Raw genomic sequence first — 24,655 nt, forward strand, 5'->3', positions numbered from 1 at the left:
AGCAAATTTACATTACCGGATAATCTTATCTAAATTTAGCATGTTTACTGTTAAAATTCTATGTTTTTTTATTTTTACCACAACTTTTAAATATGTGTACATTGGAATAAAAAACACAAAAAAGTACCGTTCAAAGGTGAAGAACGGTACTTTTTAAACTATTTTTCAGAAAACACTACTTCCACCACACGCTTCGAAGACTCTCCGCTCTCTAAATAGCAGAATTTTTCATAAAACGGTGCGAATGAAGCTGGCAAAGAAAAGGTTGGCTGTTCTGTTTCTCTTACCCAGTCAATGACGCTCGCTGTTTCTTTCACAAGAGGTCCAGGTGCTTCTTGTTCAAAGTCAAAGTAGAAGCCTCTCAGCTTGTCACGATATGTTTCGATGTCTGGCACATAGAATAGCATCGGACGTTTGAGGTTTGCATAATCAAAGAATACAGATGAGTAGTCAGTGATGAGCAGATCAGAAATCATATAAAGATCTCTAATATCTTCGTAATGAGAGAAGTCATAGGCAAAGCCTTCATATGGTCCTAAATCAAAGTTTTCAGCGACTAGATAGTGCATACGCAGAATGATAATATATTCATCTCCGACAGCGGCTCTCAGCTCATGCAAATCAAGGTCTAAATCAAATTTGTACTGCCCTTTTTTATAAAATTGATCGTCTCTCCATGTCGGAGCATATAAGATTAATTTTTTATCAAGCGGCAGGTTCATTTTTTGTTTGAGTGCTCTCATCGTTTCTTCATTGTTTTGATTGTGAAGGAAGTCATTTCTCGGATATCCTGACTCAATCATGGTCTTTTGAAATTGGAAGGCACGTGTAAAGATTTCAGTCGAGTAAGCATTTGGAGAAATGAGGTAATCCCAATTCGACGCTTCCTTCGTGAAATTCTTTTTGTATTTTTTCGTGTTTGTTCCAGGCATATGCACCTCGTCCATATCCATCGCCAGTCGTTTTAACGGCGTACCGTGCCATGTCTGCAAGTATGTTGTATGCTCTGGTTTTGGAATCCACAGCGGCAAACGGCTGTTGACGACCCAATACTCAGCTCTTGCCATCGCAAAAATCCATTTCAATGACAGACGATTGATATAGTAAATATCCTTTTCCTTAAACGGTGCTTCGTGCCCTTTTTTCACGCTCCAGATCAATGTATATTCAGGATGATTTTCTTTCATATACTCATAGATCCCACGCGGGTTACAGCTAAATTGTTTTCCATTAAAGCTTTCAAACATAACGGTTTTCTTTTTCACAGACAGCTTGCTCGCCAGCTGAAAGGTCGTTTGGAAGGTACTTGTCACAAGGCGGTTACGGACTTTTTTTATTTTGCCGATTTGCTTTTTGAACTTCTTCCACTTGCTTTTGACATAGTACTTCGCACGTGTTTTCATTGTATAATCATTAATTCGAATGCCAAGCGTTTGTCTTTTTTTCTTTCGATACACCTCATATCGAATCGGGACATCGTTTCTTTTATGAATTTGAACAAGTCCTTTGAGTTTGTTCGAGCGATCTCCAAGGACTAAAGAAGTGGTCGTTAAAGTCTCCTCTACTCCACCTACATCGCAAATAAATTCAAAATAGAAGCGATATACAAAACGTTTGTTTAACGAATAGGACAATTCCTCTAAAGGAACTTCTGCTAGAAATTGATAAAGCTGTGGTACTTGTTGATCATCACGGTATTTGACCACTTCCTCTTTTATTGGAGTCATATTTACCGGAAAACGATGCTCAATTGGCTCTTCGCCATTTCTCTTCACTAGAAGCTTTACTTCCTTGATCTCATAAGGATGCTCTGCACTAAGAATGCCTGCATAACCAGATAAAGATAACGTACAATCTTTGTTGAGCTCGATATGATTGAATTTCACAACCTTTAGCTCACGCTTGATTTTAAACGATGCATTTCCTTTATCCGTACGATATGGGATGACATTCAGCATCGCGCCTTTATTTTCTAAAAAAGTCAGCTCTGGCTTCTCTATTTCCATTTTTAAACGGCGTTTATAGTATGGCGACTTCTCTTCTACTTCGGCATGATCCGTTTCTTTAAGTTCTTCTTCCTCTTCTTCCGAATCAGAATCATAGGCCGAATCCTCAAGCTCGTCCTCATCCTCTTCTTTGTTTGCACTCAGATAGTCCGTCACATACAGGTTGTATGTCTGACCCTGCTCTAATGCAAGCGGAAGCGATGATTCACTCAATACCAATTTGAATAGATTGTCTTCTTGATGAACAAGCGGAAGGAAAAGCTCTTGTTTGGATACTCTTTCCCTCATAAACAAATAAAATTCTCTATCTGTTAATGGCATGTCATCGTCGATGCGAATAAGCATTTCTAGTTGCTCATGATGATTTTTTAACCCTTCAACGACACTCTTCTTATGAATTCCCTCTTCAATCATTAATCGTTAATCTCCTCTGTTCAGAAATCTTACCGCTTTGTTGTCACATTATTTTACTTTCCAAGAATAGTTTCCTTGTTTCGTTTGATACGACCACCCATCGATTGACGATGGTTTATTGGTGAGCAGCTCTTCCTCTACTTCTAGACGCTGCAAAACTTCCTGAAGTTCTTCTGTTTTAAAACGAATGTAAAAATCAACGTATTTTGTTTGATTGATTTCAATATTTTTCTTTGTTTGAAAATGCCCAATTGGGAAGCTGACTTGATGGTTTTCATCGATTGTTTGAGATATGATTTCAGCTCCATTCACTCGATCATATCCTGCGAAATCGATTTGCACATGATCCGCATGACTCATTTCGTCCTTCAGCTCAAGCTGAAGATGAAGAACATGATGTTCAGCGCTTAGATCACGCAAAACCCATTTCATGCGGTCCACGATCCTTCTCAGTTCATCTTTACGCTCACGATTTTCGAGCATATGATGAAGTGTTGTATTCCAAAGAGACATTTCATCAGAAGGCACAAGATAAAAATAGGCTTGTTCTCCCAATACCTTCTCAACATCTACCTTATGCTTAGTATCTCCAAAGAAGACGGCATCCACTTGCTGTTTTCTTATTTGTTTAAATAATTCTTCGTAATGAGAATAGAGTTGATGCGGATCTTCTTCATAATGAGCGTCATGTACAAATGCAGCATAATACGTTGTTTCAGGCTGATCGATTTTAAACAGGTGACGGTCTTGATCCCGGTCTTCTGTAATCATCAGTTTCAAACGGTCATTTTGTGTTTGAATACTAGATAACCATCGTTGCTTTATATCTGTCTTCTTTGTAAAAGTTTGAATTCCTGTTTTTTTATACCAATTAATATGCCGAACTGGATTCTTTTTTGTATCTCCAGGGTAGATGATCTCCATATAGATATTGCCATCGTCATTGATTAGTTCTTCCAAGTATAGGGCACCTGTATGAGGAACAAAGCTTTGTACTCTGCACAAAACGCCCTGCCAATTGTACTCTTCCCTCTTTACTAATTGCTGCTCTTCATTATATTGATCAATATAACAAATAGGGGAAGATGGCAGTTCATATCTCGTCACCTGAACTGTTGATTCTTCTACTGGCATCACTGCTTCATTGATCGATTGAAAAGATGTACCGATGATAAATTCCGAGTAACGCCTTTTACTTCCGCTTTCCGGTAGAATATAGTGCTCAAATACATTCAAGATATCAACTTGGTGCAGAAGGGTCTCCTCCAAGCTATGAATATGTTCTTTCACATTTGCATCATAATTCAAAGTTAAAATGGCATTACGTTTATGTTTGTCAGCCAATGGCTTTAATCTCGCTTTTAAAGACTTCGTTAAGCGCTCATCCTGTTTTGGTACATCACCCATGATAAAGTAGTAGTCCATATCAGGCATGTCAACTGATGTCATTGTTTCATGTTGTTCAGGTTGATCCAATGTGTGTTCAACTTTTTTCTTCATCCAATTTTGAAACAAAGGAAGCTCTCCTTAAAAATAATGATAACTTGTATTTTACATGAAAAAGCACTTCTCACCAAAAGATAAGAAGTACTTTTTTTCGATCTATTAAAGTCCAGCAATTTCTTCCTTAATTTGTGTGGTCGAGATGCCTTCTGTTCTTTTCAAGTACACGACTTCGCAATGCTCTTTTAAGAAATCGAATTTACCTTCCCAGTCATCTCCCATGACAAACACATCAATATCGTGCTCTTGCACGTCACGGACTTTTTGATCCCAGCTGTTTTCTGGAATGACTTCGTCTACATAACGAATCGTTTCAAGAATGAGCTTTCGATGCTCGTAGCTATGATAAGCCTTTTTTGATTTTTGTAAATTAAACTCATCTGTAGAGATGGCCACTACTAAGTAATCTCCAAGCTGCTTTGCACGTTCGAGCAGCTTAATATGCCCCCAGTGTAATAAATCAAATGTACCGTAAGTAATAACTTTCTTCATTGCAAACATGAACTCCTTTCTTCATTCCTTATTCAACTGCTTTCATGCAGTAATGTTTATCCGTAATCCTATGATCTTCGTTCGTATTTTTTCGCTCTTCGGAACCTCATTATATCACAGCGCCCATCAAACGTTAAGCAGATGTAAAGACAAACTATTTCCAATTTATTGGGCGCAGAAGGAAAAGTCCGAAGAATCAATGTTTCTCGCATCAGCCTCATTATGAATTGATGAAAATGTCATGAAATTTAAAGGTTTGTAAAGTTATTGTTAATATTTCATGGAGCATCTGTGATAAAATGATGTGTAGACGAAGAATGAATTTACAATGAACGTTCATAGATAACAAGATGAAAAAGGAGGTCTAAACAATGCAAACAGAAGTGGTCTCTAACCTTTCTTATGTAAACGGCGACCTAGATGAATTTATTAGCTATATGAATCACCATCATATTTCTCAAAGAAGAGGCGCCATGATTGCCACTGTCAATCCAGAGATTGGCTATGCTGTTATGAAGGATCATGCGTATCATCAAGTTGTCTCTTCTGCGGATTATGTGCTGCCGGATGGTGTAGGCGTCGTCTTGATGTCACGTTTGACACAAAGTCCGCTGAAGTCAAGAATTGCTGGCTTTGATGTCTTCATGTCTATGCTTGATCTAGCAAACAAGCAGTCTAAAAGTATCTTTTTATATGGGGCAAAAAAAGAAGTGCTTGAGGCTGTTAAACAGCGAATTGATACGGAATATCCAAATGTGGTCATTGCAGGCAGCTGTGACGGTTATCAAGCCGATAAACGTTTCGTAGCAAAGCAAATCGCTCGCTCGAAAGCAGATATGGTGTTCGTTGCTTTAGGTTATCCAAATCAGGAGAACTTTATTTATGAATACCGTCATTTATTCCCGCAGGCTGTTTGCATCGGTTTAGGCGGAAGCTTTGATGTATTTAGCGGAACGGTGAAGCGTGCACCACGCTGGATGATTAAAACAAATACAGAATGGCTGTACAGACTTGTTGTGAATCCATGGAGATGGAAACGAATGCTGAATATTCCTAAATACGCTTTTGCCGTATTGAAAGAAAACAAAGGGAAAAAACGTTACTATCCTGAGCAAGTAAAGGATCAGACGAAGCAGCTGTGAGAGACTGACCAATGATAAATATACGCTCAATGATCATTTTATGCTATGCAGCTTTCGTTTCTTTTATTGGATGGCTGATGAGCGGCGTGAAACCACGTGAAAACCAGGTGACGCTGCTTGTTTCATTTCAAGAGAATGCAGCTGCTCTTATTGATACTTATCAACAACAGGCGAACATGACGATGAAGCTTACTGTCCTCTATACGAAGCATGCTTCTGCGATAGAAAAGGACGAGTCTCATCTGTCATTTCGCTATTTTCATGAAAAAAATCCTCTCCATCTCATTCAATGTATTTATACGATGTTTAAAAGCAAGGTTGTCGTGACAGATAATTACTTTCTCATGACAACTGTACTCAGAAAACGTCCTTCTACCACCTGTATTCAAGTATGGCATGCTAATGGGGCGTTGAAAAAATTCGGTCTTGAAGATGCTTCAAATTCGGAACGAAGTCCTCGTGACATCAAACGGTTCAAACGAGTCTATACGTCTTTCGATTATATCGTTACAGGCTCAGATCATATGCGCGAGATTTTTAAGTCTTCATTTGGAGTCAATGATGAACGTTTTTTACCAACTGGGGTCCCGATGACGGATGTGTACTATGATCAGCGCCCGTCTTCCTTGAAGCCAAACGAATTTCCTAAAGGGAAAAAGATCCTGCTTTATGCACCGACCTATCGAGACTTTGCAATGGACGGGCTTGTCCTGCCTTTTTCAAAGGAGCAATTACAAACAGAGCTAAACGGAGATTATATTCTGCTCGTCAAGCTTCATCCTGCGGTCAAACATTTAGCGAAGGCGGAAACAGACGATGAATGGATATTTGATGTGTCCGATCAGCCGCTTTATCCATTGCTTTGTGCATGCGATGTCCTGATCACAGATTACTCGTCGATTGTGTTTGAATATGCGCTGCTTGAAAAACCTGTTTTATTCTTCACTTATGACTTAGACACTTATCGAGAGAAACGCGGCTTAGTCGATCGGTATGAGGACATCATTCCTGGGAAGGCTTGCATCACTCAAGACATGCTCTTGAAGGAGCTGCTTCATCTAAATGAATCAGATCAACTAAAACGAATCAAAACCTTCGCCGAGGAATGGAATCAATATTCAAAGGGAAGGTCTAGTGAGCAACTCTTATCCTTTATTGAACAGCAGCTCTTACACAAAAAACGCCCGGCTTCTCATTAGGAAGCACGGACGTTTTTTTATTTGTTATAAACCGGGATATCGTAATAGAGCGTATAGTTATCAAGTAAGTTATACAAGCTATACATACGAGTGACTTGCTTATATGCCCAGCCAATATCTGTTGCATATTGATGAGTCGCTGCACTAGACCAGCGCATTTTATAAATCGTATCTTGTTTGTATGTGGCGTGATTGATATAGCTGTTGCCAATGAATTTTGCCCCGCCAATAATGGCTGCTTCTGGCGTAAACCATTGCTGTTCATACGCATATTTTGCACCGAGGTAATTTGGATTGCTGTCGTATGCGCCAATGCCATACATATTATATACTTTCTTTCCATTAAACATCGTACCATTCGCTAAAATGGAACCTCCGTTACCTGTTTCAAGCAACGCGTGAGAAATGAGATAAATTTCATTGATATGATAAGTTTTCGCTGCCGTAATAAAGGCTTGTCCTTTACCTGCAAGAATCCCTTTGCCTGCTAGAATCTTTGAATTCACTTCTGCCGGATTGAGATTCGCAGCTTCAGAGAGTTTTAGAAATTGGAAATAAGATTGAGTGCCCTCAGCAATGTTAGCTGGGTCTACATATTTTTGCACCTCTGCTGCACTTGCATTTCTCCAGCCAAGGCTGATCTTGATCCAGTTTCCTTCTTTCCCAAGCTGTTTCACTTTTGCTCCTTTATTCAGCTGTGCCACGATGTTGCTTGCAGAGCTCGAATCAGGTGTCGAACGAACATTTAAGCCGTCCGTATTCACAGTTGACGTCGCCGTGTCGACATATGGTGCATATACATAGGCTGCGCCATCGGTCTGTGGTGACACCTTCATTTGCTTGTTCACCATCTCATTGACAGTGAGGTTGTAGTTCGTTTGCATGACCATTGGGCCATTTTTGATTTTTACAGCTGTAGCTGTCCAGCCATATTGACTTTTCACAAAAGCAATCGCTGCATTTACAGTTGGTAATCCTGTGAATTGCTGCGTAATGTTGATTTTGTAGGTTGGCTTCGTTGTTGTTTGATAAGCAGCTGGTTCATTCCGTTTTTTGAAAAATGCCATGCCTTGATCGCGCAATGCGGCTGTTGAGATGGCACCGGTTTTGATCTGATATTGAGCATAATCAGCTGCGCCAGTTTTTTGAGCAGTTGCTTTCATTTTTTGTTTCGTTAAATAGCTTAGCGCTTGATTCAGTTTTGTCTGATTCACCGTCGGCTCTGTCGTAATCCGGTATTGTTTAACCGCTTCTGTCAGCGTTTTTGTACTGCTGGCAACGCCATTTTTCTTGATAATTTCTTGAGCCTGCTTGACTTTACTTTGCTCATATACAGGTATTGTCTTGAGACTATACGTTTTGCTGACAGCTTGTCCCTTACTTGTTGTGATGCTGCTTGTCACCTTCTGCGTTTTTAAATATGCGGCACCTTTATTTATTTTCGCTTGGTCCGCTGATTGATTGACGACAAGTCGATACGTGCTGTCAGATGCTTTACCTGTTTTTTTCGTTGTCGCTGATACCTTTTTCTTTTGGAAGAAAGCTGCTGCTTTTTTCGCTTGATCATCTCCCAATAGGTTTCCAGTCACTACTTGATATGGCTGTGTAGAAGAGATCTTTTTTGATGTGTAGCGCCATTTCTTTTTCTTGAAAAAGGCCACCGTTTTTCCGTATGCTGTATGGTTCAGTTGATTGAGCTTCACGATATAATTTTTTGTTTTTCCCACTCGCTGCACAGTCCCTGTAGCGCCGGTTTGTTTCTTAATCTGGGCCGCAGCCGAGGATGCTTGTTTGTTGTCTTTGAAATAGCCTGATTCCAAGCGATACACATTTTTTAAAGCGCCTGTCTTTTGAATCTTCCCGCTGATCTTTGCTTCTCTTTGGAGCTGGGTAAGAAGCGTCTGTGCTTTTGACTGGCTCACTTGTGCAGCTGATGTGACGATGTAATATGGCTTGCCTGCTGTCACCGTTTGAAGCACCGCTTTTAAACCAGACTCTTTTTGAAAGCCTTGTAGGATCGTATTCGCCTTACTTTGTCCAACGATACCGCCTGAAATCAACTGATACACAGTGCCAGCTTTGTTTTCAGTTTGGTATGTACTGGTGACACCGGCCTGCTTTTGTAATTCGGTTTGAATATTTTTGACTTTCGTTTCAGAATCAATGGTGCCTGAAATGACCTGATAAGAAGGTCTGCTTTGATTGATGACTTCATAGGTGCTATTAAGTCCTGATGTTTTCGTTAGCTCGAGCGAGAGCTTTTTCGCCTGAGCTTGATCATTGACGGGGTCAGATACGACCTTTTGTAAAGGAAGCCGGTCACCTACTGGCGACACTGTACCGCTCATGCCCGTCTCTTTTTTTAATGCAGCTGCACTTGCACTCGCTGCTGCTTGTGACTCATATCCTGAGGCAGTGAGCTGATAGGTCGACGTGTTTCCTGAGGTTTGATAAGTGGCTGTCCACTTTTTGTCCTTCTTCAATGTTTCCACTGCTTTTTTTACTTCTGATTCTGTTGTAAATACCTTTGAGGTGTTCATCGTATAAATGGATTGATCGACATAGGAGGCTGCTTGCGCTTCTTTGCCCGTCTGTATTGTCATACCAAAGGCAGCTGCGAGTAACATAATCTTGATGGTTTTTTTCACGTTCACTGTCCCTCTCTTACTTTGCATAATAGTCTACTAATCTCTTTATCGACAAAAACAAGTACTCTTTCAAGTCATTTATGCAATAGAAAAATAGAGGACCCCTTCGAAGTCCTCTCAGCGTGTAGACAAACCCTCGCATTCGGTGTCAGGTCTGCGCTTCGGTGCTCACGAATGTCAAATTCGCTCCGCTCCGGTGCTCGTCCTTCCTAGACTTCAAAGGTTTTCTATCACGCTGAAAAGAAGACAAAGGGCAAAAATAAAGGTCATTTTCGCCCTTTGTCAACAATCTGAGAGGACCCCGTCGAAGTCCTCTTTTCCTTTATATATGCGATACAATCAGCTCACAAGTTCCTTCAATTGAGAAGCTCCCTGTTTCAGCTGGCAGGATAAAATGAGCTCCTTTAGGCAGTGGATATGTATGCCCATCATGCGTTAAAGCCCCTTCCCCGCTAATTACACTGCACAGCAAAAACGGATAATCTTGCGAAAGCTCCACTGCTTGATCAATTTCCCATTTATACACAGAGAAATACTCTGCTTCAACAAACGTTCGAATGGTCAGCCCACGGCGTGTTTCAACTGATTCATCTGCATAACCGTCTACATGGGGAACCGTTGTGACATCAATGGCTTGCGCAAAATGAAGTTCACGTTCATTGCCATTCTGATCTTTTCGTTCATAATCATATACTCGATAGGTTGTATCTGAGCTTTGCTGCGTTTCGAGGACAAGCGTTCCTTCGCACAGCGCATGAATGGTACCGCTTGGCACATAATAAAAATCACCAGGCTTAATCTTCACACGACGCAAAAGACCTTCCCAATCTCCACTGTTCATCATGGTCACAAGCTCAGTTCTTGTTCTTGCATTGTGCCCATAGATCATTTCTGCTCCTTCTTTGCAGTCAATGATATACCAGCATTCTGTTTTTCCAAGCTCGCCATTTTCATGTCTTTCCGCATAATCATCATCTGGATGAACTTGAACGGACAAGTCTTGGTTTGCATCTAAAATTTTGGTTAACAGCGGGAATCGATCGCCTTCTATTCCCCCGAACAATTCTCTGTGATTGTCCCATAGTTCGATCAGCGTTTTCCCTTTATATGGACCGTCTTGCACGACACTTGGTCCGTTTGGATGAGCAGAAATTGCCCAGCATTCTCCCGTTTGATCAGAAGGAATATCATAGCCAAATTGATCTCTTAAGGCTGTACCTCCCCATATTCTCTCCTTCAATTCAGGCAGTAAAAAAATTGGTGACTGCTTCATTCAGGATGACTCCTCCCTTTGCTACCCTTTGATAATCCTTGCCAAGCTTGATGAAAACTAGCAAGTCTCAACTTTTATTATGACGCTATCTAAAGAGAAGTCAATCCTTTCAGTACACCAAATGAAAACGATAACACAAAAATATTTCATCCTTTGACAGAGCCTGCGAGAAGCCCTTTGACAAAGTATTTTCCGAGCAGAATATAAACCAAAAGTGTCGGCAGTGCGGCCAATATCGCCCCTGCCATTTGGACGTTCCATTGCACAATTTGACTGCCAGATAGATTTTGCAAGGCAACCATCACTGGCTGATGCTCTGCAGTGGTCATCGTGACTGCAAATAAGAACTCATTCCATACATTTGTGAACTGCCAAATCGCGACCACAACAAATCCTGTGATCGAAAGCGGAAGAATCATATGTCTGAAAATCCCGATAAACCCTGCACCGTCCATTTTTGCCGATTCAATCATTTCATCAGGAATGCTCACATAGAAGTTTCGAAACATGAGCGTTGTGATTGGGAGTCCATATACGACATGGACAAGCACCAAACCTGGAATCGAATTATACAATCCGACTTCGCGTAAAAATTGAATGAGTGGAATGAGGATACTTTGATATGGAATAAACATTCCAAACAGCATCAGCGTAAAGACCACTTCTGACCCTTTGAAACGCCATTTTGATAGGACATAGCCATTCATCGCCCCTAAGACAGCTGACAATAAGGTAGCCGGAATGACTAGATAAAGAGAATTCATTAAATTGGGTGCTAGCTTTTCAAATGCGATTTGATAGCTTGAAAAATCGAGTGTTGACGGCAGCGCCCACATTTTCTCAAGGGTCACTTCACTTAATGGCTTCAAGCTTGTGACGAGCATGACATAGACTGGCATCAGAAAAAAGAGACTGCACAAAATCAATAAAGCATAAAGGACTGGACGGACAAACCATCTAGCTGTCATGATGACGCCCCCTTTCGGCTCGACAGGAGATATGGCACGATAAAGACCGCAACAGAGATCAGCATAACAATCGCGATGGCGGCACCACCTGCATAATGGTTTCCTCTAAAGGTCATTTCAAACATGTAAACACCCGGAACATCTGTGACAAAGTTTGCACCCGGTCCTGTCATCGAGTAAATCAAATCGAAAATCTTTAATGAAATATGAGCCATGATGATAATGACACTTGCAGTAATCGGTTTTAATAGAGGAAAAATAATCTTCCGGTAAATCTGCCACTCGGTTGCGCCATCCATTCTAGCAGCCTCTCTTACTTCCTCTGGAATGCCTCTCAAACCCGCCAAATACATCGCTAGAGAAAATCCAGTCATCTGCCAAACAGCTGCAATCACGACGGCAATCATTGCCGCAGGGATACCAAACTCAATTTTCCCCCAGACAAATCCGGCTAAAATGTTCGTATCCGTATACCACTTAGGCTGGATACCAAGCGTCTTTAAAAATAGATTCACCCCAGTGGACGGGTTTAAAATCCATTGCCAGACGACCCCTGTCACAACGAAGGAAAGGGCCATTGGAAAGAAAAATAAATTCCGAAATAGAGATTCACCCTTGATCTTCTGATCTAGTAAAATCGCAAGTGCGAGCCCAGAGGCAATAACGGCTCCAATAAAGAATAGAGTAAAAAAGACCGTGTTCCGAAGATCAGACTGAAAGCGGAAATCTTGAAACAGCATCATATAGTTTTGAAGCCCTGCGAAAGAGAAATCAGGAACAAGCGAGGTCCAATTTGATAATGACACATACCCTGTCCAGCCAATAAAGCCGTAAACAAAGATGAATAACAACACAGCCGACGGGGCTAAAAATAGAAGCGCAAGCAGCTGATCCCCACTCCATTTTTTCTGAACACGTTTGACTTTAGGTGTTGCTGCTTTTGTGATCGGCGATGTATCCATACGCATGAAGCTACACTCCTTTTTAAAAAAGAGGCGGTGCTTAGTCGCCGCCTCCTCGTCTTTATTTCATTGAATCTTTTAAAGATGAAACAAACTGGCTGCTATCTTTTTGTGTGACGAAGATATTGACGGCTTGATTCGCTTTTGTCACAAACCCTTCTTCAGCAGCTGAACCATGCGCGAGAGACGGCGCCAGCTTTGATTCTTTAAATGCCTTCATCGCCGATTTTCCGTATTCATCATATTTAGAAACATCTGCATCCACACGTGCCGGAATCGATCCCTTCAGCGGATTAAATGCATCCTGTCCTTCCACAGATCCTAAGACAGATAAGAATTTCTTCACGTTTTCTGGCTGTTTCACGCCCTTTGGCAGTCCAAATGTATCGGTGATCACCATAAAGCTTCCCTCTGTTTCAGGAGTCGCCACGTATCCAAAGTCTTCATTCACCTTCAGATCCAGATCATTCACAAAGTACCCCTTCGCCCAGTCGCCCATGACATTCATTGCAACTTCCCCTTTTGCTACGAGCTGCGAGGCATCCTGCCAGTTACGTGAGCTGTGGTCATCATTGACATATTCAAGCATACGTCCAAAGATGTCTGCCGCTTCCTTCACTTTTGCGTCATCCATTTTCATGTCGCCAGCCCAAAGTTTTTGATATCCATCAGCGCCTAAAACGCCGAGAAGCACACTCTCAAACAAATGCGTCGCTGCCCAAGGCTCTTTATCACCAAGTGCAAGCGGTGTAATGCCTTTTTTCTTTAATGCATCTGCTGTTTTGAAAAATTCAGCAAAGGTCGTTGGCGGCTCTAAGCCTGCATCATCAAATACCTTCTTGTTATACCAAAGCACATTGCCCCTATGAATATTCACTGGTACTGAATAGATTTTCCCATCTTTGCTGACAAGGTCGATGAGTGATTCCGGAAATTTGTCCTTCCAGCCTTCTTTTTCATATAGATCGTCCAGCGGCTCCATTTTGCCTGCTGCGACCCAACTCTCATTCAGCTCCGCTCCGCCATGTACTTGGAATGTAGCTGGCGGGTCATTTCCTTGCATCCGGCTAGTCAGAACAGCCTTTGCATTTGTACCAGCACCACCTGCGACGGCTGCATTTTCAATTGGGATGTCTTTATTTTTCTCTTCAAACAATTGAATAAGTGCTTTCAGTCCGTCCTCTTCACCTGCTCCAGTCCACCAAGAAAAAATGTCGAGCTTCTCTGCTCCGCCCTCTTTTTTCGCACCTGAGCTCGTCGATGAACTACAGGCAGTGACGATAAGCATACAGAGCACTAACAGCGTAAAGCCTAATTTAACCTTCATGATTGATCCCCCATCCCTATTTTGTAAGCGTTATCACAATAAGTATAATGGCAGATCCTTGCTTTTTTTTAGGCAAACTTCTTCACTTTTTTATGAAATTCTTCATTTTTTTACGGTCTGTTTTCGATATTCCTTCGGTGAACAACCCACCATCTTCTTAAACACACGGCTGACGTAATTGGGGTCTGTATATCCTGCCTGATAAGTAATTTCTTTTAAACTAAGCGAGCTGTCTTTGAGAAGCTGTTTGATTTTATCCAGCCGGCAGGTGGTCACATACTCTTTAAATGTCAGCCCTGTCTCGTCTTTAAACCGTTTTGTGAAATAGGTTGGACTTAAATCAACATAGGCGGCAGTCTGCTCCAGCGTGATCTGTTCACAAAAATGCGTTTTGATGTATCGCTTTGCCCGATCGATATCATTCACAGTCTGGTTTCTTGCTTCGTACACGTCAAATAAATATTCACAGCACTGACGGCATTCAGCTGCGGTGCTGATCGTTAATATTGGCCAGTCTGTTCGTAGCCGTGATTTAAATAAAATCAGCAGCTCTTTTAGTTGTGAAAGGGTCGCCCCCTCTAGCTCAAAGGCATCGAATAAAGCGAGCGCATCCTCTCTTCTCCCTTCTTCCATTGCCTGCATCATATCGTCTGCAAGCTCCGGCAGATGGATCAATGGATGAGACTGTTCTTCTGTTTGGTAAAAACCATAACGAACAACGCCGGGGCTCTTTTTTCGCTGATAATAGGAAAGCTTCGCCTCTGCTGCACTTTTCTGAAGATAAAGCGGATTTGAGACCGGGTGTCCTATGCCAACGACAGGTGAAGGCTGATCGTTTGTGGTGGCAGTTCGAATCGCCTGTAGGACATCTGCCTTTAAATGACCAGGCGCTTGGTGACGATAAATGAGACATGTAAACAGCTCACCACTCACCTGAATCGGTACCGTATGAAAAAGGGGAGATGTCTGTAAATCCATCAACAGCTGATCCCCGATTGTCCGCTGCACAGCGATGACAAGACCTGCTTCGAATTCATGAAACAGTTGTTGAAACTCCGTGGAGGTATAGGGTTGACCGTTTATGACATGAGCTTCAAGCCACTTTGACTGCTGCCCGGCCGCCACCGCCTGCCGCTGAGACGCCTCCTGCTGAATCTCTGCCGCAACCGTTCGAATGGCGGCGATGGTTTCATCTTTGTCAGCCGGTTTGACGAGATATTGCTTCACCCCTTCTTGCATCGCTTGCTTGGCATAATCGAACGTATCGTAGGCTGTCAGCATAATAAATTTTGTATGAGGACTGATCGCTTTGATTTGCTTGATCGCTATGAGTCCATCCATTCCAGGCATCTGAATATCCATGAGCACAAGATGAACGGGCTCAGTCCGCACGAATTCAACCGCCTTTTTTCCATTTTCAGCTTCTCCTGCGATATGACACTCTGGAAGCCAATCCGTCATGAACTTCCGCATCGCTAGTCGTTCTATTTTTTCATCATCCACAATCAGCACGTTCAGCATGCAGGTCCCTCCTTCATCGGAATAGCCAATTGAATGGTGGTGCCTTCGTTTGGCTTTGAGTCAATTTGAAGGGCATCTTTTACCCCGTAAAACAAATGCAGCCTTGACATCACATTTCGAAGACCGATCCCTGTCGAATGCCCTTTACTCAAGATGTTTGGATCTTCCTCTTCTTTTTCTGATAGCAATCTCCTTTTCTCTTGTTCATTGATTCCCATCCCATTGTCCCGAATCCGAATCATCACATAGCCGCCTTCTTGATAGATCGAGAGCTCGACAAGCCCGCCTTCCTCCTTCGGTTCAACGCCATGAATAAAGGCATTTTCAACAAGCGGTTGTAAGGTGAGACTTGGGATATGTACAGATAAACACGATTCATCTATGGTCGTTTTGCATGTGATACGATCGGCAAATCTTGTTTCTTGTATATGAAAATATTCTTTGACCACTTTTACTTCTTGTTCGAGCGTAACGGATGCACTGAGAGCTGACAGCGAATAACGCATGAGAGTGGAAACGGATTGGATCAACCTCGATGTGGCATCCGCTGATTCTAAGTAAGCCATGCGTGAGACGATGTTTAATGTATTAAATAAAAAATGTGGGTTCATTTGGTTTTGTAGCGTTTTCAGCTTCATGTCTTTGATTTTTTGATCTAAGGCTGCCTTTTGTTTCATCTCTTCAATCATCATTTTCATCTCTTGACGCATTCGCTGAAAAGCCTCATTTAATACAGAAATTTCATCCTTTGAGGTGACATGCAAGTCCGCTCCATCAAAGTTCCCTTCGGATACTTCCTTTACGCTTCGAGAGAGATGGACGATCGGTCTTGATATCCCGCCAGCAATCATATACGCCATCCATAAGGCGACCCCTATGGACAGCGTAAACAAACATAAGGTAAAGAGCGCATAGGTTTGGTGTCTTTTTTGCAGAGATTGGTAGAGTACTTGATACTCAGACAATTCATCATCAAGCAGGGTCATCGTTTGCTCTTGTATATAGGAGGAGACGGTTCTTACTTCCTTCACACTTGCTGCATATTCTTTGATTTTCCCTTCTTTTACATATGTCATGGTCGCATCACTTTCATTGATGAGCGTCCGCATCATATATTGATATTTTTCAATAGAAGGAATTGCCGCATGAAGCCCGGCATCTTTTCGCAATGCCTGGTCGTAGGATTTCAATATTTGTTTTGAAGCTAGATATTCTTTGGCAAACTGCTGATCCTTTTCAATCGCATACGCATTGACCTTTTCATACATCGTTTTTGCCTCTGTCGATATATCATTAAGCAGGAGAAAAGAACGAAAGCTTCTGCTATATTCTGATGTGATATTCGAGCTGCTCCAATAGACGAAAAAAGCGGCCACGTTACCAACAAACACAAGGATTAAAAATGCCAGTAGCAACTTACTTCGAATCCTTCTCACGGCTGCACCCCCTGCCTTCTGTCTGTTTGCTGCAGCGGCAGATCCTCGCGCCGAATCACACTCGTTCCTGTGTACTGAAGCGGTTCTTCTTTTTCACCTTTCTGCAAACGCACAAGCGATTCCACTGCTTGGTAGCCCATTTCATAAGGGTGCTGAACAACGACTGCATCAATCTCTCCATCATCGAGCGCCTGAATCGTATCTGGTAACGTATCAAATGCGAGTACATAGACATCTGTAGACGATTGATATTGCGCTGTTGCTTGAATGATACCTGCACCATCTAATGCACTCGTACCGTAAAATGCAGTGAGCTTTGCATGATCGTTTAATAGTTTATACGCGGCACCGGAGGCCCCTGATTTGGTAATGGCTGATTCTTCTATTCCAGCAATATGAATGCGTTTTTCAACGGCGACGGCGTCTCGAAACCCTTTGACGCGCTGCTTTTGATGAACGGCATCAAGCCTGCCTGTGACAATTCCTACGTGCTGTTCGCCTTTTGTATCTGCAATGAGTGCCTGTCCTGCGATAAAGCCAGAATAATAATTGTCTGTGCCTACATACACTTGACGCTTGCTCCCCTCTGCATCCGTATCAACGGTGACAACATCAATGCCTTTATCCCTCGCCTTCTGAAAAAGCGGTTTGTATTTCTTCGCATCAAGACCCTGTGTCATAATGCCATCGACATGCCCTGCGATTGCCATATCAATGGTTTTCAAATGGTCGTCTATATCGGCTTGCTTCGGACCCAAATATTCTAAATACACGCGATGAGCGGCTGCCGCATCAGCAGCTCCCTTTTGTACCAGCTGCCAATATTCATTATCAAGTTCCTCCGGTACAAGGACAAAGTGATATTGATAGGTTGTTGACGCTTTTTCGGAAGCGCTTTCAATTTTAAATAAATCTTGACCTAATGATGTTAAAAAAATGACAGATACGACACAAAAAGTGAGAAAGGCGCTCACCCCGATCCACTTTGATACTTTCACCACATCCTCCCCCTTTCAAAAACTGCGCATAAAAAAAGAGCTGCTTATAAGCATACTCTCTCGACCTCTATAATTCCTTTGTCATAAATAAACTGTTTGGATCTTCTTGATATGAACCGAAAGGCGGACAAATATAAAACCCAACACTCTCATATAGTTTTCTTGCTGGCTCGAAGAAAGACATCGCACCTGTCTCTAAGCTGACACGTGAATAACCGCGCCTTTTTGCCTCTTGTAGAAGATGGTTCAGCATATACCTTGCTACACCTTTTCGCATATGGAGAGCTGCGGTCCTCATGGATTTGATTTCGCCGTGATCACTTGACAGCTCCTTTAACGCTCCGCAGCCAAGAAGCTCCTCTCCATCCCGCACACTCCACACTGTGACATCTTGCTTTTTCAAATCAGCTAACGGAAGGGCATGAATGCTTTCTGGCGGGGAATGCTCTTTCATTTCTTCTATATGAGCGGTCATCAGCTGCTCTATTTGTCCATCCATGAGTGTATCTTGTTGAATGTACACATCTATCACTCCTTCACAACTATTGTACGTGAAGAGTCAGCATTCACCTGCTGTTATGTCAGATAAACGAACAAACAACCGGCATTCATCTGCCAGTTGTTCATTTGATAGCGCCTATTTATGAAGAAAGAACCGCTTGTAATTCTTCTGCCGTACTGCTTTCAAGCTGACTTCCGACCCCTACTGCAACTGCGCCTGCTTTCAGCCATTTTGGCACATCAGCTGGATGAATTCCCCCCGTTGGAATAAATTCAATGTCTGGAAATGGGCCTTGTAAGTTTTTCATATAGGATAAACCGAAGGAGCCGCTTGGAAAAAGTTTGAGCAAGCAGTATCCAGCTGCTTTTGCCTGCATGATTTCACTTGGGGTGAGGACACCTGGTACATAGAGTGTGTTGTGAAATGAGAGATGCTCTCCAATGACAGGGAGATACCCTGGACTGACAATAAATTGCGAGCCTGCGTCAATGGCTGACTGCGCCTGCTGAAGGGTGGTGATTGTGCCTGCTCCTACAATCAGATCTTGCTCATGCTGAAAGGATGCGATGATGTGTTCAGCATTTGGCGTGGTATACGTCACTTCAATGGCACGAACGCCTTTTTTCTTTAAACGCTGAATGATCTCAATGCCTTCCGCTTCGCTCTCCGCTCTCACCACTGCGATTAGCTTACAAGCCGCGAGGCGCTCTTTAACGCTCAAACTTGCTGACTTTCCCATATCCTTCGTCCTCCTTCATATATTCCCGTCTGTGATATCGCTTGGCTTCTTTCATAAAAGCCTGAAGCTCTTCCCGAGTAGGCAGGCCGTCCTTATCGCCTGGAGACATCACCGCAAGAGCCCCTACAGCATTGCCTCTTGTCACAGATTTTTTATATGATAAACCATCCAGTAAGCCGCTGATGACCCCTACGGCAAATCCATCACCGGCACCGACTGTATCCACGACATTTGGCACATAAAAGCCGCTCACAGCCCCCTGACTGGCTGTACTTTTATAAAAGGCACCTTCTGCACCGAGCTTAATGACCACAAGCTTGACGCCTTTTTGCAAATAAACATCTGCAATCTCTTCCGGCTCGTGACAGCCTGTGAGCCTTTGTCCTTCTGCAAGCCCCGGAAAAAACCAATCCACTTGAAAAGCCATCTGATTCACTGTATGGATCATATCTTCCTCCTCTTCCCATAGCTGCAGCCGAAGGTTTGGATCAAATGAAATGGTTTTGCCTGCTTCTTTCATCTTTTGAAGAGCATGAAAAGAAAACGCTCTCATTTCACTGGATAATGCAGGCGGAATACCTGTCATATGGAGATGTCCTGCCTGTTTGAAATAATTCGCGGGAAAGTCGCTTGGACTCATTGTGCTCGCAGCAGAGCCTTTACGATAATACGTGACATCAGGGTCTCCATCTATCACTTTGGATTTAAGTAATATCCCTGTTTGAGACCCATCATTTGAACGGATCACTGCACTTGTATCGACTCGTTCTTTTTGAAGCTCTTCTAAAATAAATGTGCCCAGTGAATCTGCTCCGACTTTGCTCATCCATCCCACATCAAAACCTAGCCTCGCCAAACCGACTGCCACGTTACTTTCGGCACCAGCAAGCGCCTTTTGAAATGTATGCACTTGATGAAGCTCTCCGGCTTCTTTTGCGTAAAACATCGCCATTGATTCCCCAAATGTGACCGCATCCAATGCTTTCACTCATTTCTCCCCTTTCTCGGTACCGGTTTCAAATTAGTTGAAAAAGAGAGAGCATGCACGTATGTATACTCTTCTCTGTCTGTTGTTTATAAGGATTTTCTTACGATGATTTCTCCATCAAGCTGAATGGTTTGGGGCGCACTTTCATCCCCTTCAAGCCGAGTCTTGATTTTTTGCATGGCGGCTTTCCCCATTTCATGAGATGGCTGGGCAACCGTTGTGATTCCAGGCCCAATCAGCTTATACCATTCTGTATCATCAAAGCCTGCGATGCCTATATCTTCTGGAATCTTTAACCCGAGTTCTACAAGCTCACTGATCAGCTTCAGCATAAGTAATCCATTGGCTGCTAAAATTGCTTTTTTCTGCTGACTTAATTGGACAAAATGGACAAGCTCTTCTCGCAGTTGTTCCTTTTGTTTCAAATCAATTTCTGCAATGATAGGCTTCTTATGTTTACTCATGGCTGTCTGTTCATATGCTTCTTTTCGTTCTTCACGAGGACTGATCCCATCGACCGGCTCAGTAAAGAAGGCGATGTGTTCATAGCCTCTCTCATACATTTGTTGAAGCAACTGGATCGTGATATCACGGTTATTCGTTGTCACTGTGTCGACTTTTAGTTCAGATAATTTCCGGTCAACAAGAACAATCGGCACACCGTCTTTCTTAAAATCCTGCAAAATGTCATTGTTCTGGCCGGTCGTATTGATGATGAGCCCTTCAATATAATGCGCATTCAGCTTGAGGAGCATTTCTCGTTCTTTTTCTGGCCGGTTATCTGTGTTGCATACCATGATGCTGTATCCATATTCATCACAAATTTCTTCGACTCCGCGAAGTGTCGCTACAGAGAATGGATTCGTAATGTCGGCTACAATAAACCCAATGACCTTGCTTTTCCTTACTTTCAAACCTTGAGCGAGCTGACTCGGACGATAATGCAGTTCCTCAATGGCTTTTTTGATTTTTTTGACCTTTTCAGTAGAAATTTCATTTGTTCTGCCATTGATATATCTGGATACAGTTGATTTTGAAACACCTGCATAAGCGGCTACTTCGTTGATGGTCACTTTCGTTTGCTTTTTCTCTTTCATTCAAAAAACTCCCACAATCAATGTCTTCTCATTTGTTTCGAAACCGATTTCAAATAACTTAAAAAGAGCATATCATAATTTCTTGAATTCCAGAAGATTTTTTTGATTGAAGATGACAAAAAACCATTTAAATAAACAAAAAGAAAGCGATTTCAAAATAACGGTTGACTGCACTCTCTTTTTCCTCTAAAATTTTCCTTGAAACCGATACCAAATAAAATACCCATACTTTGTTTCAGATGGAAAGGGAGGCTTATTTCAAATGGAAAATCGTTATGCTGTACACCCTGAACAGGTCAAACGTTTTACAACAGAGGAACTTCGTCGTCATTTTCATATTCCTACACTATTCGTCAGCGGTGAATTAAAGCTCTACTATTCACATGAGGACCGCGTGGTGATTGGCGGAGTCATGCCATCTAAAGAGCCGCTCAAATTAGATGCGGGCGACTTTCTACGTACGGAATATTTCCTTGAAAGACGAGAAATCGGCATTGTAAATGTCGGCGGTCAAGGAACAGTCACTGTCGATGGTGAAGCCTTTGTACTGGAGCGCAAAGATTTCTTATATATTGGGCTTGGACACGAAGATGTACAGTTTGCTAGTTCATCCGGCGAGGGAGCCAAGTTCTATCTTGTATCCGCCACGGCTCATCAAGCGTACCCTACGCAAAAAGCAGCTATCGCTGAATTAACACCGAATCACTTAGGGGAAGCGTCTGCTTCAAACGTACGAAACCTGTATCAAGTCATCCACGCAAACGGCATCCAAAGCTGCCAGCTCATGATGGGAATCACTCAACTGGAAACCAATAACACGTGGAATACGATGCCCGCTCATATTCATGATCGACGTATGGAAGTGTACTTATATCTTGATATCGAAGAAGATGCTCGTGTCTTTCATTTTATGGGGGAGCCATCTGAAACAAGACATCTCGTTGTGGCCAATGAGGAAGCGGTCATTTCTCCTGCTTGGTCTATTCATTCAGGCTCGGGTACAGCGAATTATTCATTTATTTGGGCGATGGCGGGCGAGAACTATACGTTTAAAGATATGGACTTTGTCCCAATGGACCAGCTGAGGTAATGTGATGACGACAGCATCCTATGTAGCGTCCCTCTTTTCTCTTGAAGGCAAAACAGCCCTTGTGACAGGTCCTGGAACCGGCATTGGGCAGGGCATTGCTGTGGCGCTTGCCAGGTCAGGCGCAGATATTATCGGCACATACCACCACACACCGCTTGAGGAAACGAAAGCGCTAGTCGAACAGGCGGGCCGCTCGTTTCATGCGGTTCAGGTTGACTTTTCCGACCCTCAAACTGCAAAGCAGGCTGTCGATGCCATGTTACAAAAGCATACGATCGATATTTTAATCAATAATGCCGGCACCATTAAAAGAGAGCAGGCCGCTCATTATTCGGAGGAAGATTGGCATACGGTCATGGATGTGAATATCAATAGTCTCTTTTTCCTCACCCAAAGGGTTGGGCGGCAGATGCTGAAAAATAGGCAAGGGAAAATTGTCAATATCGCCTCCCTTCTATCGTTTCAAGGCGGTGTCTTTGTCCCCGCTTATACAGCAAGTAAACACGCAGTCGCAGGGCTGACGAAGGCTTTTGCAAACGAATGGGCGAACCAGCATATACAAGTGAATGCGATCGCTCCTGGTTACATTGCGACCAATAACACGCAAGCCATTCGGGACGATGAGAATCGAAATGAAGAGATTCTCAAACGAATTCCTGCCGGGCGCTGGGGAAAGCCTGAGGATCTAGCCGGTGCGGCTGTTTTCCTTAGCTCACCAGCCTCTGATTATATGAACGGTCATATTTTAGCGGTTGATGGCGGTTGGCTTGCGAGATAAACAGACGAGAGAATTCCTATTTGCAGGGATTCTCTTTTTTCTATTTGCATAATTCTCCACCATCCGAGTCACTCTATAAAAAACATGACATGAGGGTGAGGTATTATGAAAAGTCGTATTGAACAAGATATAGCGTCCGTCATCAAGCGCGTCAAAAGCTTTGCCGGGAAAAGTGATGATATCGTGTTCCACTCATTTTCATTTGGCCCTTCTGCTATCTCTGCATGTCTCATGTACGTTGAAGGACTCACAGAATTTGAGATGCTTTCCAAACAAATCATTTCACCCATGCAAAAGGAACTGGATATCACCGAGGTTGATTCTAGTACGCTTCCAGCCCTGTCTAAAACGTTCTTTGGCATCCAAAATGACGTGCTCGAGGATATGAACCTTGCCATCGAGCAGTTATATAGCGGCAGGGCTATTTTATTTGTAGATGGCGTGGCTCAAGCACTTGCGCTCCAAACGAACCTTTTTCAATTTAGAGAAGTAGAAGAGCCGCAATCGGAAGTCCTTGTAAGAGGGCCTCGGATCGGCTTTATTGAAAATCTTGAAAAAAACACGGCTTTAATCCGTGAGCGGGCAAATGACCCAAACCTTGTCATTCAAAAGGTGAATGTAGGTACTCGCAATAAAAAGTCCGCAGCCCTTGTGTACGTTCGTGATATTGTTGACCCTAAATTAGTAGAAGATGTTTTATCACGCATGACCGAAATCAAAATGGATGACATCCCTGAAACGGGCTATATTGAACAGCTGATTGAGGACAGCCACATCTCCATTTTCCCGCAGATTCAAAATACAGAACGTCCTGACCGGGTGATTGCATCTGTGCTTGAAGGAAAAGTGTCAATTTTACTCGATGGCACTCCTTTTGCGCTCATTTTACCGATGACCTTTACAGCCTTGATGCAATCACCGGAGGATTATTACCAAAGATGGACAAGTGCGACTCTATTACGCCTGCTACGTTATTTTGCCGTACTGTTAACGATTTTTTTACCAGGGCTCTACATCGCTCTTGTCTCTTACCACCCCGGATTATTACCGACACGGATGGCAATCACCATCGCAGGCAGTCGGCAAAATGTTCCGTTCCCTCCTGTTGTCGAAGCCATTCTCATGTCATTTACGATAGAGCTGCTGCGGGAAGCTGGTCTTCGTCTTCCGAGGGCTATTGGACAAACAATTGGACTCATTGGCGGCGTGATTATTGGTCAGGCGGCTGTCCAAGCTAATATCGTCAGTGCCTTAATGGTGATTATTGTGTCGCTGACCGCACTAGCTGACTTTACGGCACCGTCCTATGACTTTAGTTTCCCGCTACGCATCTTGCGGTTTATGGCCATTTTCAGTTCAGCGATGTTTGGATTATATGGCTTAATCATGTGTTATTTATTTGTTCTTTGTCACCTGATGCAATTAAAGACCTTTGGTTTTGACTATTTCACACCTGTTTTGTCTTCACCGTTTTCAGATTTAAAGGATACGTACGTACGTTTACCAATTGGGCTATTTAAATCGAGACCGAAAACAGCAAAAATAAAAAATCTCAAAAGACAAGGAGATTAA

General features: G+C 42.8%; 20 protein-coding genes. 5 read left to right on the forward strand and 15 right to left on the reverse strand.

Annotated elements, in window-relative coordinates:
• Window positions 1-158: 158 nt before the first annotated feature.
• The 3 genes from MHI11_RS18190 to tagD all read right to left on the reverse strand — a co-directional run bounded on the left by MHI11_RS18190 (window position 159) and on the right by tagD (window position 4,415).
• Window positions 159-2,420, reverse strand: a complete 2,262-nt coding sequence (locus tag MHI11_RS18190) for a CDP-glycerol glycerophosphotransferase family protein (RefSeq protein ID WP_340961937.1) — start codon at window positions 2,418-2,420, stop codon at window positions 159-161.
• Between the two features lie 48 nt (window positions 2,421-2,468).
• Window positions 2,469-3,935, reverse strand: a complete 1,467-nt coding sequence (locus MHI11_RS18195) for an alpha-glucosyltransferase N-terminal domain-containing protein (RefSeq protein ID WP_340913186.1) — start codon at window positions 3,933-3,935, stop codon at window positions 2,469-2,471.
• Window positions 3,936-4,025: 90 nt separating this feature from the next.
• A complete protein-coding gene (gene tagD, locus MHI11_RS18200) occupies window positions 4,026-4,415 on the reverse strand; it encodes a glycerol-3-phosphate cytidylyltransferase (protein ID WP_008343212.1) in 390 nt (129 codons plus the stop codon).
• A gap of 371 nt (window positions 4,416-4,786) precedes the next feature.
• On the opposite strand from tagD, the gene MHI11_RS18205 reads away from it, so the two are divergent.
• Together MHI11_RS18205 and MHI11_RS18210 are read left to right on the forward strand one after the other, a co-directional pair.
• Window positions 4,787-5,557, forward strand: a complete 771-nt coding sequence (locus MHI11_RS18205; protein ID WP_044140062.1) for a WecB/TagA/CpsF family glycosyltransferase — start codon at window positions 4,787-4,789, stop codon at window positions 5,555-5,557.
• A gap of 11 nt (window positions 5,558-5,568) precedes the next feature.
• The gene (locus MHI11_RS18210) at window positions 5,569-6,756 is read left to right on the forward strand and encodes a CDP-glycerol glycerophosphotransferase family protein (protein ID WP_268507588.1); all 1,188 of its coding nucleotides are present in this window, start codon (window positions 5,569-5,571) and stop codon (window positions 6,754-6,756) included.
• Window positions 6,757-6,773: 17 nt separating this feature from the next.
• Here the strand turns inward: MHI11_RS18210 and MHI11_RS18215 are convergent, their stop codons facing one another.
• The 12 genes from MHI11_RS18215 to MHI11_RS18270 all read right to left on the reverse strand — a co-directional run bounded on the left by MHI11_RS18215 (window position 6,774) and on the right by MHI11_RS18270 (window position 21,215).
• Complete coding sequence (locus MHI11_RS18215; RefSeq protein ID WP_340961943.1) at window positions 6,774-9,404, reverse strand: glucosaminidase domain-containing protein; 2,631 nt, start codon at window positions 9,402-9,404, stop codon at window positions 6,774-6,776.
• Window positions 9,405-9,726: 322 nt separating this feature from the next.
• Window positions 9,727-10,677 (reverse strand): mannose-6-phosphate isomerase, class I, encoded by a 951-nt coding sequence (gene manA, locus MHI11_RS18220; protein WP_111911873.1) that lies wholly within the window; start codon window positions 10,675-10,677, stop codon window positions 9,727-9,729.
• Window positions 10,678-10,823: 146 nt separating this feature from the next.
• Complete coding sequence (locus MHI11_RS18225; protein WP_012011467.1) at window positions 10,824-11,645, reverse strand: carbohydrate ABC transporter permease; 822 nt, start codon at window positions 11,643-11,645, stop codon at window positions 10,824-10,826.
• The gene (locus MHI11_RS18230) at window positions 11,642-12,607 is read right to left on the reverse strand and encodes a carbohydrate ABC transporter permease (protein WP_065098081.1); all 966 of its coding nucleotides are present in this window, start codon (window positions 12,605-12,607) and stop codon (window positions 11,642-11,644) included. Before MHI11_RS18230 ends, MHI11_RS18225 begins: the two co-directional genes overlap by 4 nt.
• 61 nt (window positions 12,608-12,668) lie before the next feature.
• A complete protein-coding gene (locus tag MHI11_RS18235) occupies window positions 12,669-13,934 on the reverse strand; it encodes an ABC transporter substrate-binding protein (RefSeq protein ID WP_340961947.1) in 1,266 nt (421 codons plus the stop codon).
• Between the two features lie 102 nt (window positions 13,935-14,036).
• Window positions 14,037-15,455 (reverse strand): response regulator, encoded by a 1,419-nt coding sequence (locus MHI11_RS18240; protein ID WP_106067039.1) that lies wholly within the window; start codon window positions 15,453-15,455, stop codon window positions 14,037-14,039.
• Window positions 15,449-16,891 carry a sensor histidine kinase gene (locus MHI11_RS18245; protein ID WP_340961949.1) on the reverse strand — a complete coding sequence of 481 codons (1,443 nt, stop codon included), beginning with the start codon at window positions 16,889-16,891 and terminating at the stop codon, window positions 15,449-15,451. Before MHI11_RS18245 ends, MHI11_RS18240 begins: the two co-directional genes overlap by 7 nt.
• A complete protein-coding gene (locus MHI11_RS18250; RefSeq protein ID WP_268507596.1) occupies window positions 16,888-17,889 on the reverse strand; it encodes a sugar-binding protein in 1,002 nt (333 codons plus the stop codon). Before MHI11_RS18250 ends, MHI11_RS18245 begins: the two co-directional genes overlap by 4 nt.
• Window positions 17,890-17,956: 67 nt before the next feature.
• The gene (locus MHI11_RS18255) at window positions 17,957-18,412 is read right to left on the reverse strand and encodes a GNAT family N-acetyltransferase (protein ID WP_044140072.1); all 456 of its coding nucleotides are present in this window, start codon (window positions 18,410-18,412) and stop codon (window positions 17,957-17,959) included.
• Window positions 18,413-18,530: 118 nt separating this feature from the next.
• Window positions 18,531-19,130 (reverse strand): bifunctional 4-hydroxy-2-oxoglutarate aldolase/2-dehydro-3-deoxy-phosphogluconate aldolase, encoded by a 600-nt coding sequence (locus MHI11_RS18260; RefSeq protein WP_044140074.1) that lies wholly within the window; start codon window positions 19,128-19,130, stop codon window positions 18,531-18,533.
• The gene (locus MHI11_RS18265) at window positions 19,102-20,118 is read right to left on the reverse strand and encodes a sugar kinase (protein ID WP_080772960.1); all 1,017 of its coding nucleotides are present in this window, start codon (window positions 20,116-20,118) and stop codon (window positions 19,102-19,104) included. Before MHI11_RS18265 ends, MHI11_RS18260 begins: the two co-directional genes overlap by 29 nt.
• An 86-nt stretch (window positions 20,119-20,204) precedes the next feature.
• The gene (locus MHI11_RS18270) at window positions 20,205-21,215 is read right to left on the reverse strand and encodes a LacI family DNA-binding transcriptional regulator (RefSeq protein ID WP_044140075.1); all 1,011 of its coding nucleotides are present in this window, start codon (window positions 21,213-21,215) and stop codon (window positions 20,205-20,207) included.
• Between the two features lie 262 nt (window positions 21,216-21,477).
• Here MHI11_RS18270 and kduI point away from each other — a divergent pair, with 262 nt between their 5' ends.
• The 3 genes from kduI to MHI11_RS18285 all read left to right on the forward strand — a co-directional run bounded on the left by kduI (window position 21,478) and on the right by MHI11_RS18285 (window position 24,655).
• Window positions 21,478-22,305: a 5-dehydro-4-deoxy-D-glucuronate isomerase gene (kduI, locus tag MHI11_RS18275; RefSeq protein WP_340961957.1), complete on the forward strand. Its 828-nt coding sequence runs from the start codon at window positions 21,478-21,480 to the stop codon at window positions 22,303-22,305.
• A gap of 4 nt (window positions 22,306-22,309) precedes the next feature.
• Window positions 22,310-23,083, forward strand: a complete 774-nt coding sequence (gene kduD / locus MHI11_RS18280; protein ID WP_106066127.1) for a 2-dehydro-3-deoxy-D-gluconate 5-dehydrogenase KduD — start codon at window positions 22,310-22,312, stop codon at window positions 23,081-23,083.
• 105 nt (window positions 23,084-23,188) lie between these two features.
• Window positions 23,189-24,655, forward strand: a complete 1,467-nt coding sequence (locus MHI11_RS18285) for a spore germination protein (RefSeq protein WP_044140078.1) — start codon at window positions 23,189-23,191, stop codon at window positions 24,653-24,655.

The sequence above is a fragment of the Bacillus sp. FSL K6-3312 genome, assembly GCF_038007485.1.
GTDB classification, from domain to species: Bacteria; Bacillota; Bacilli; order Bacillales; family Bacillaceae; genus Bacillus; species Bacillus pumilus.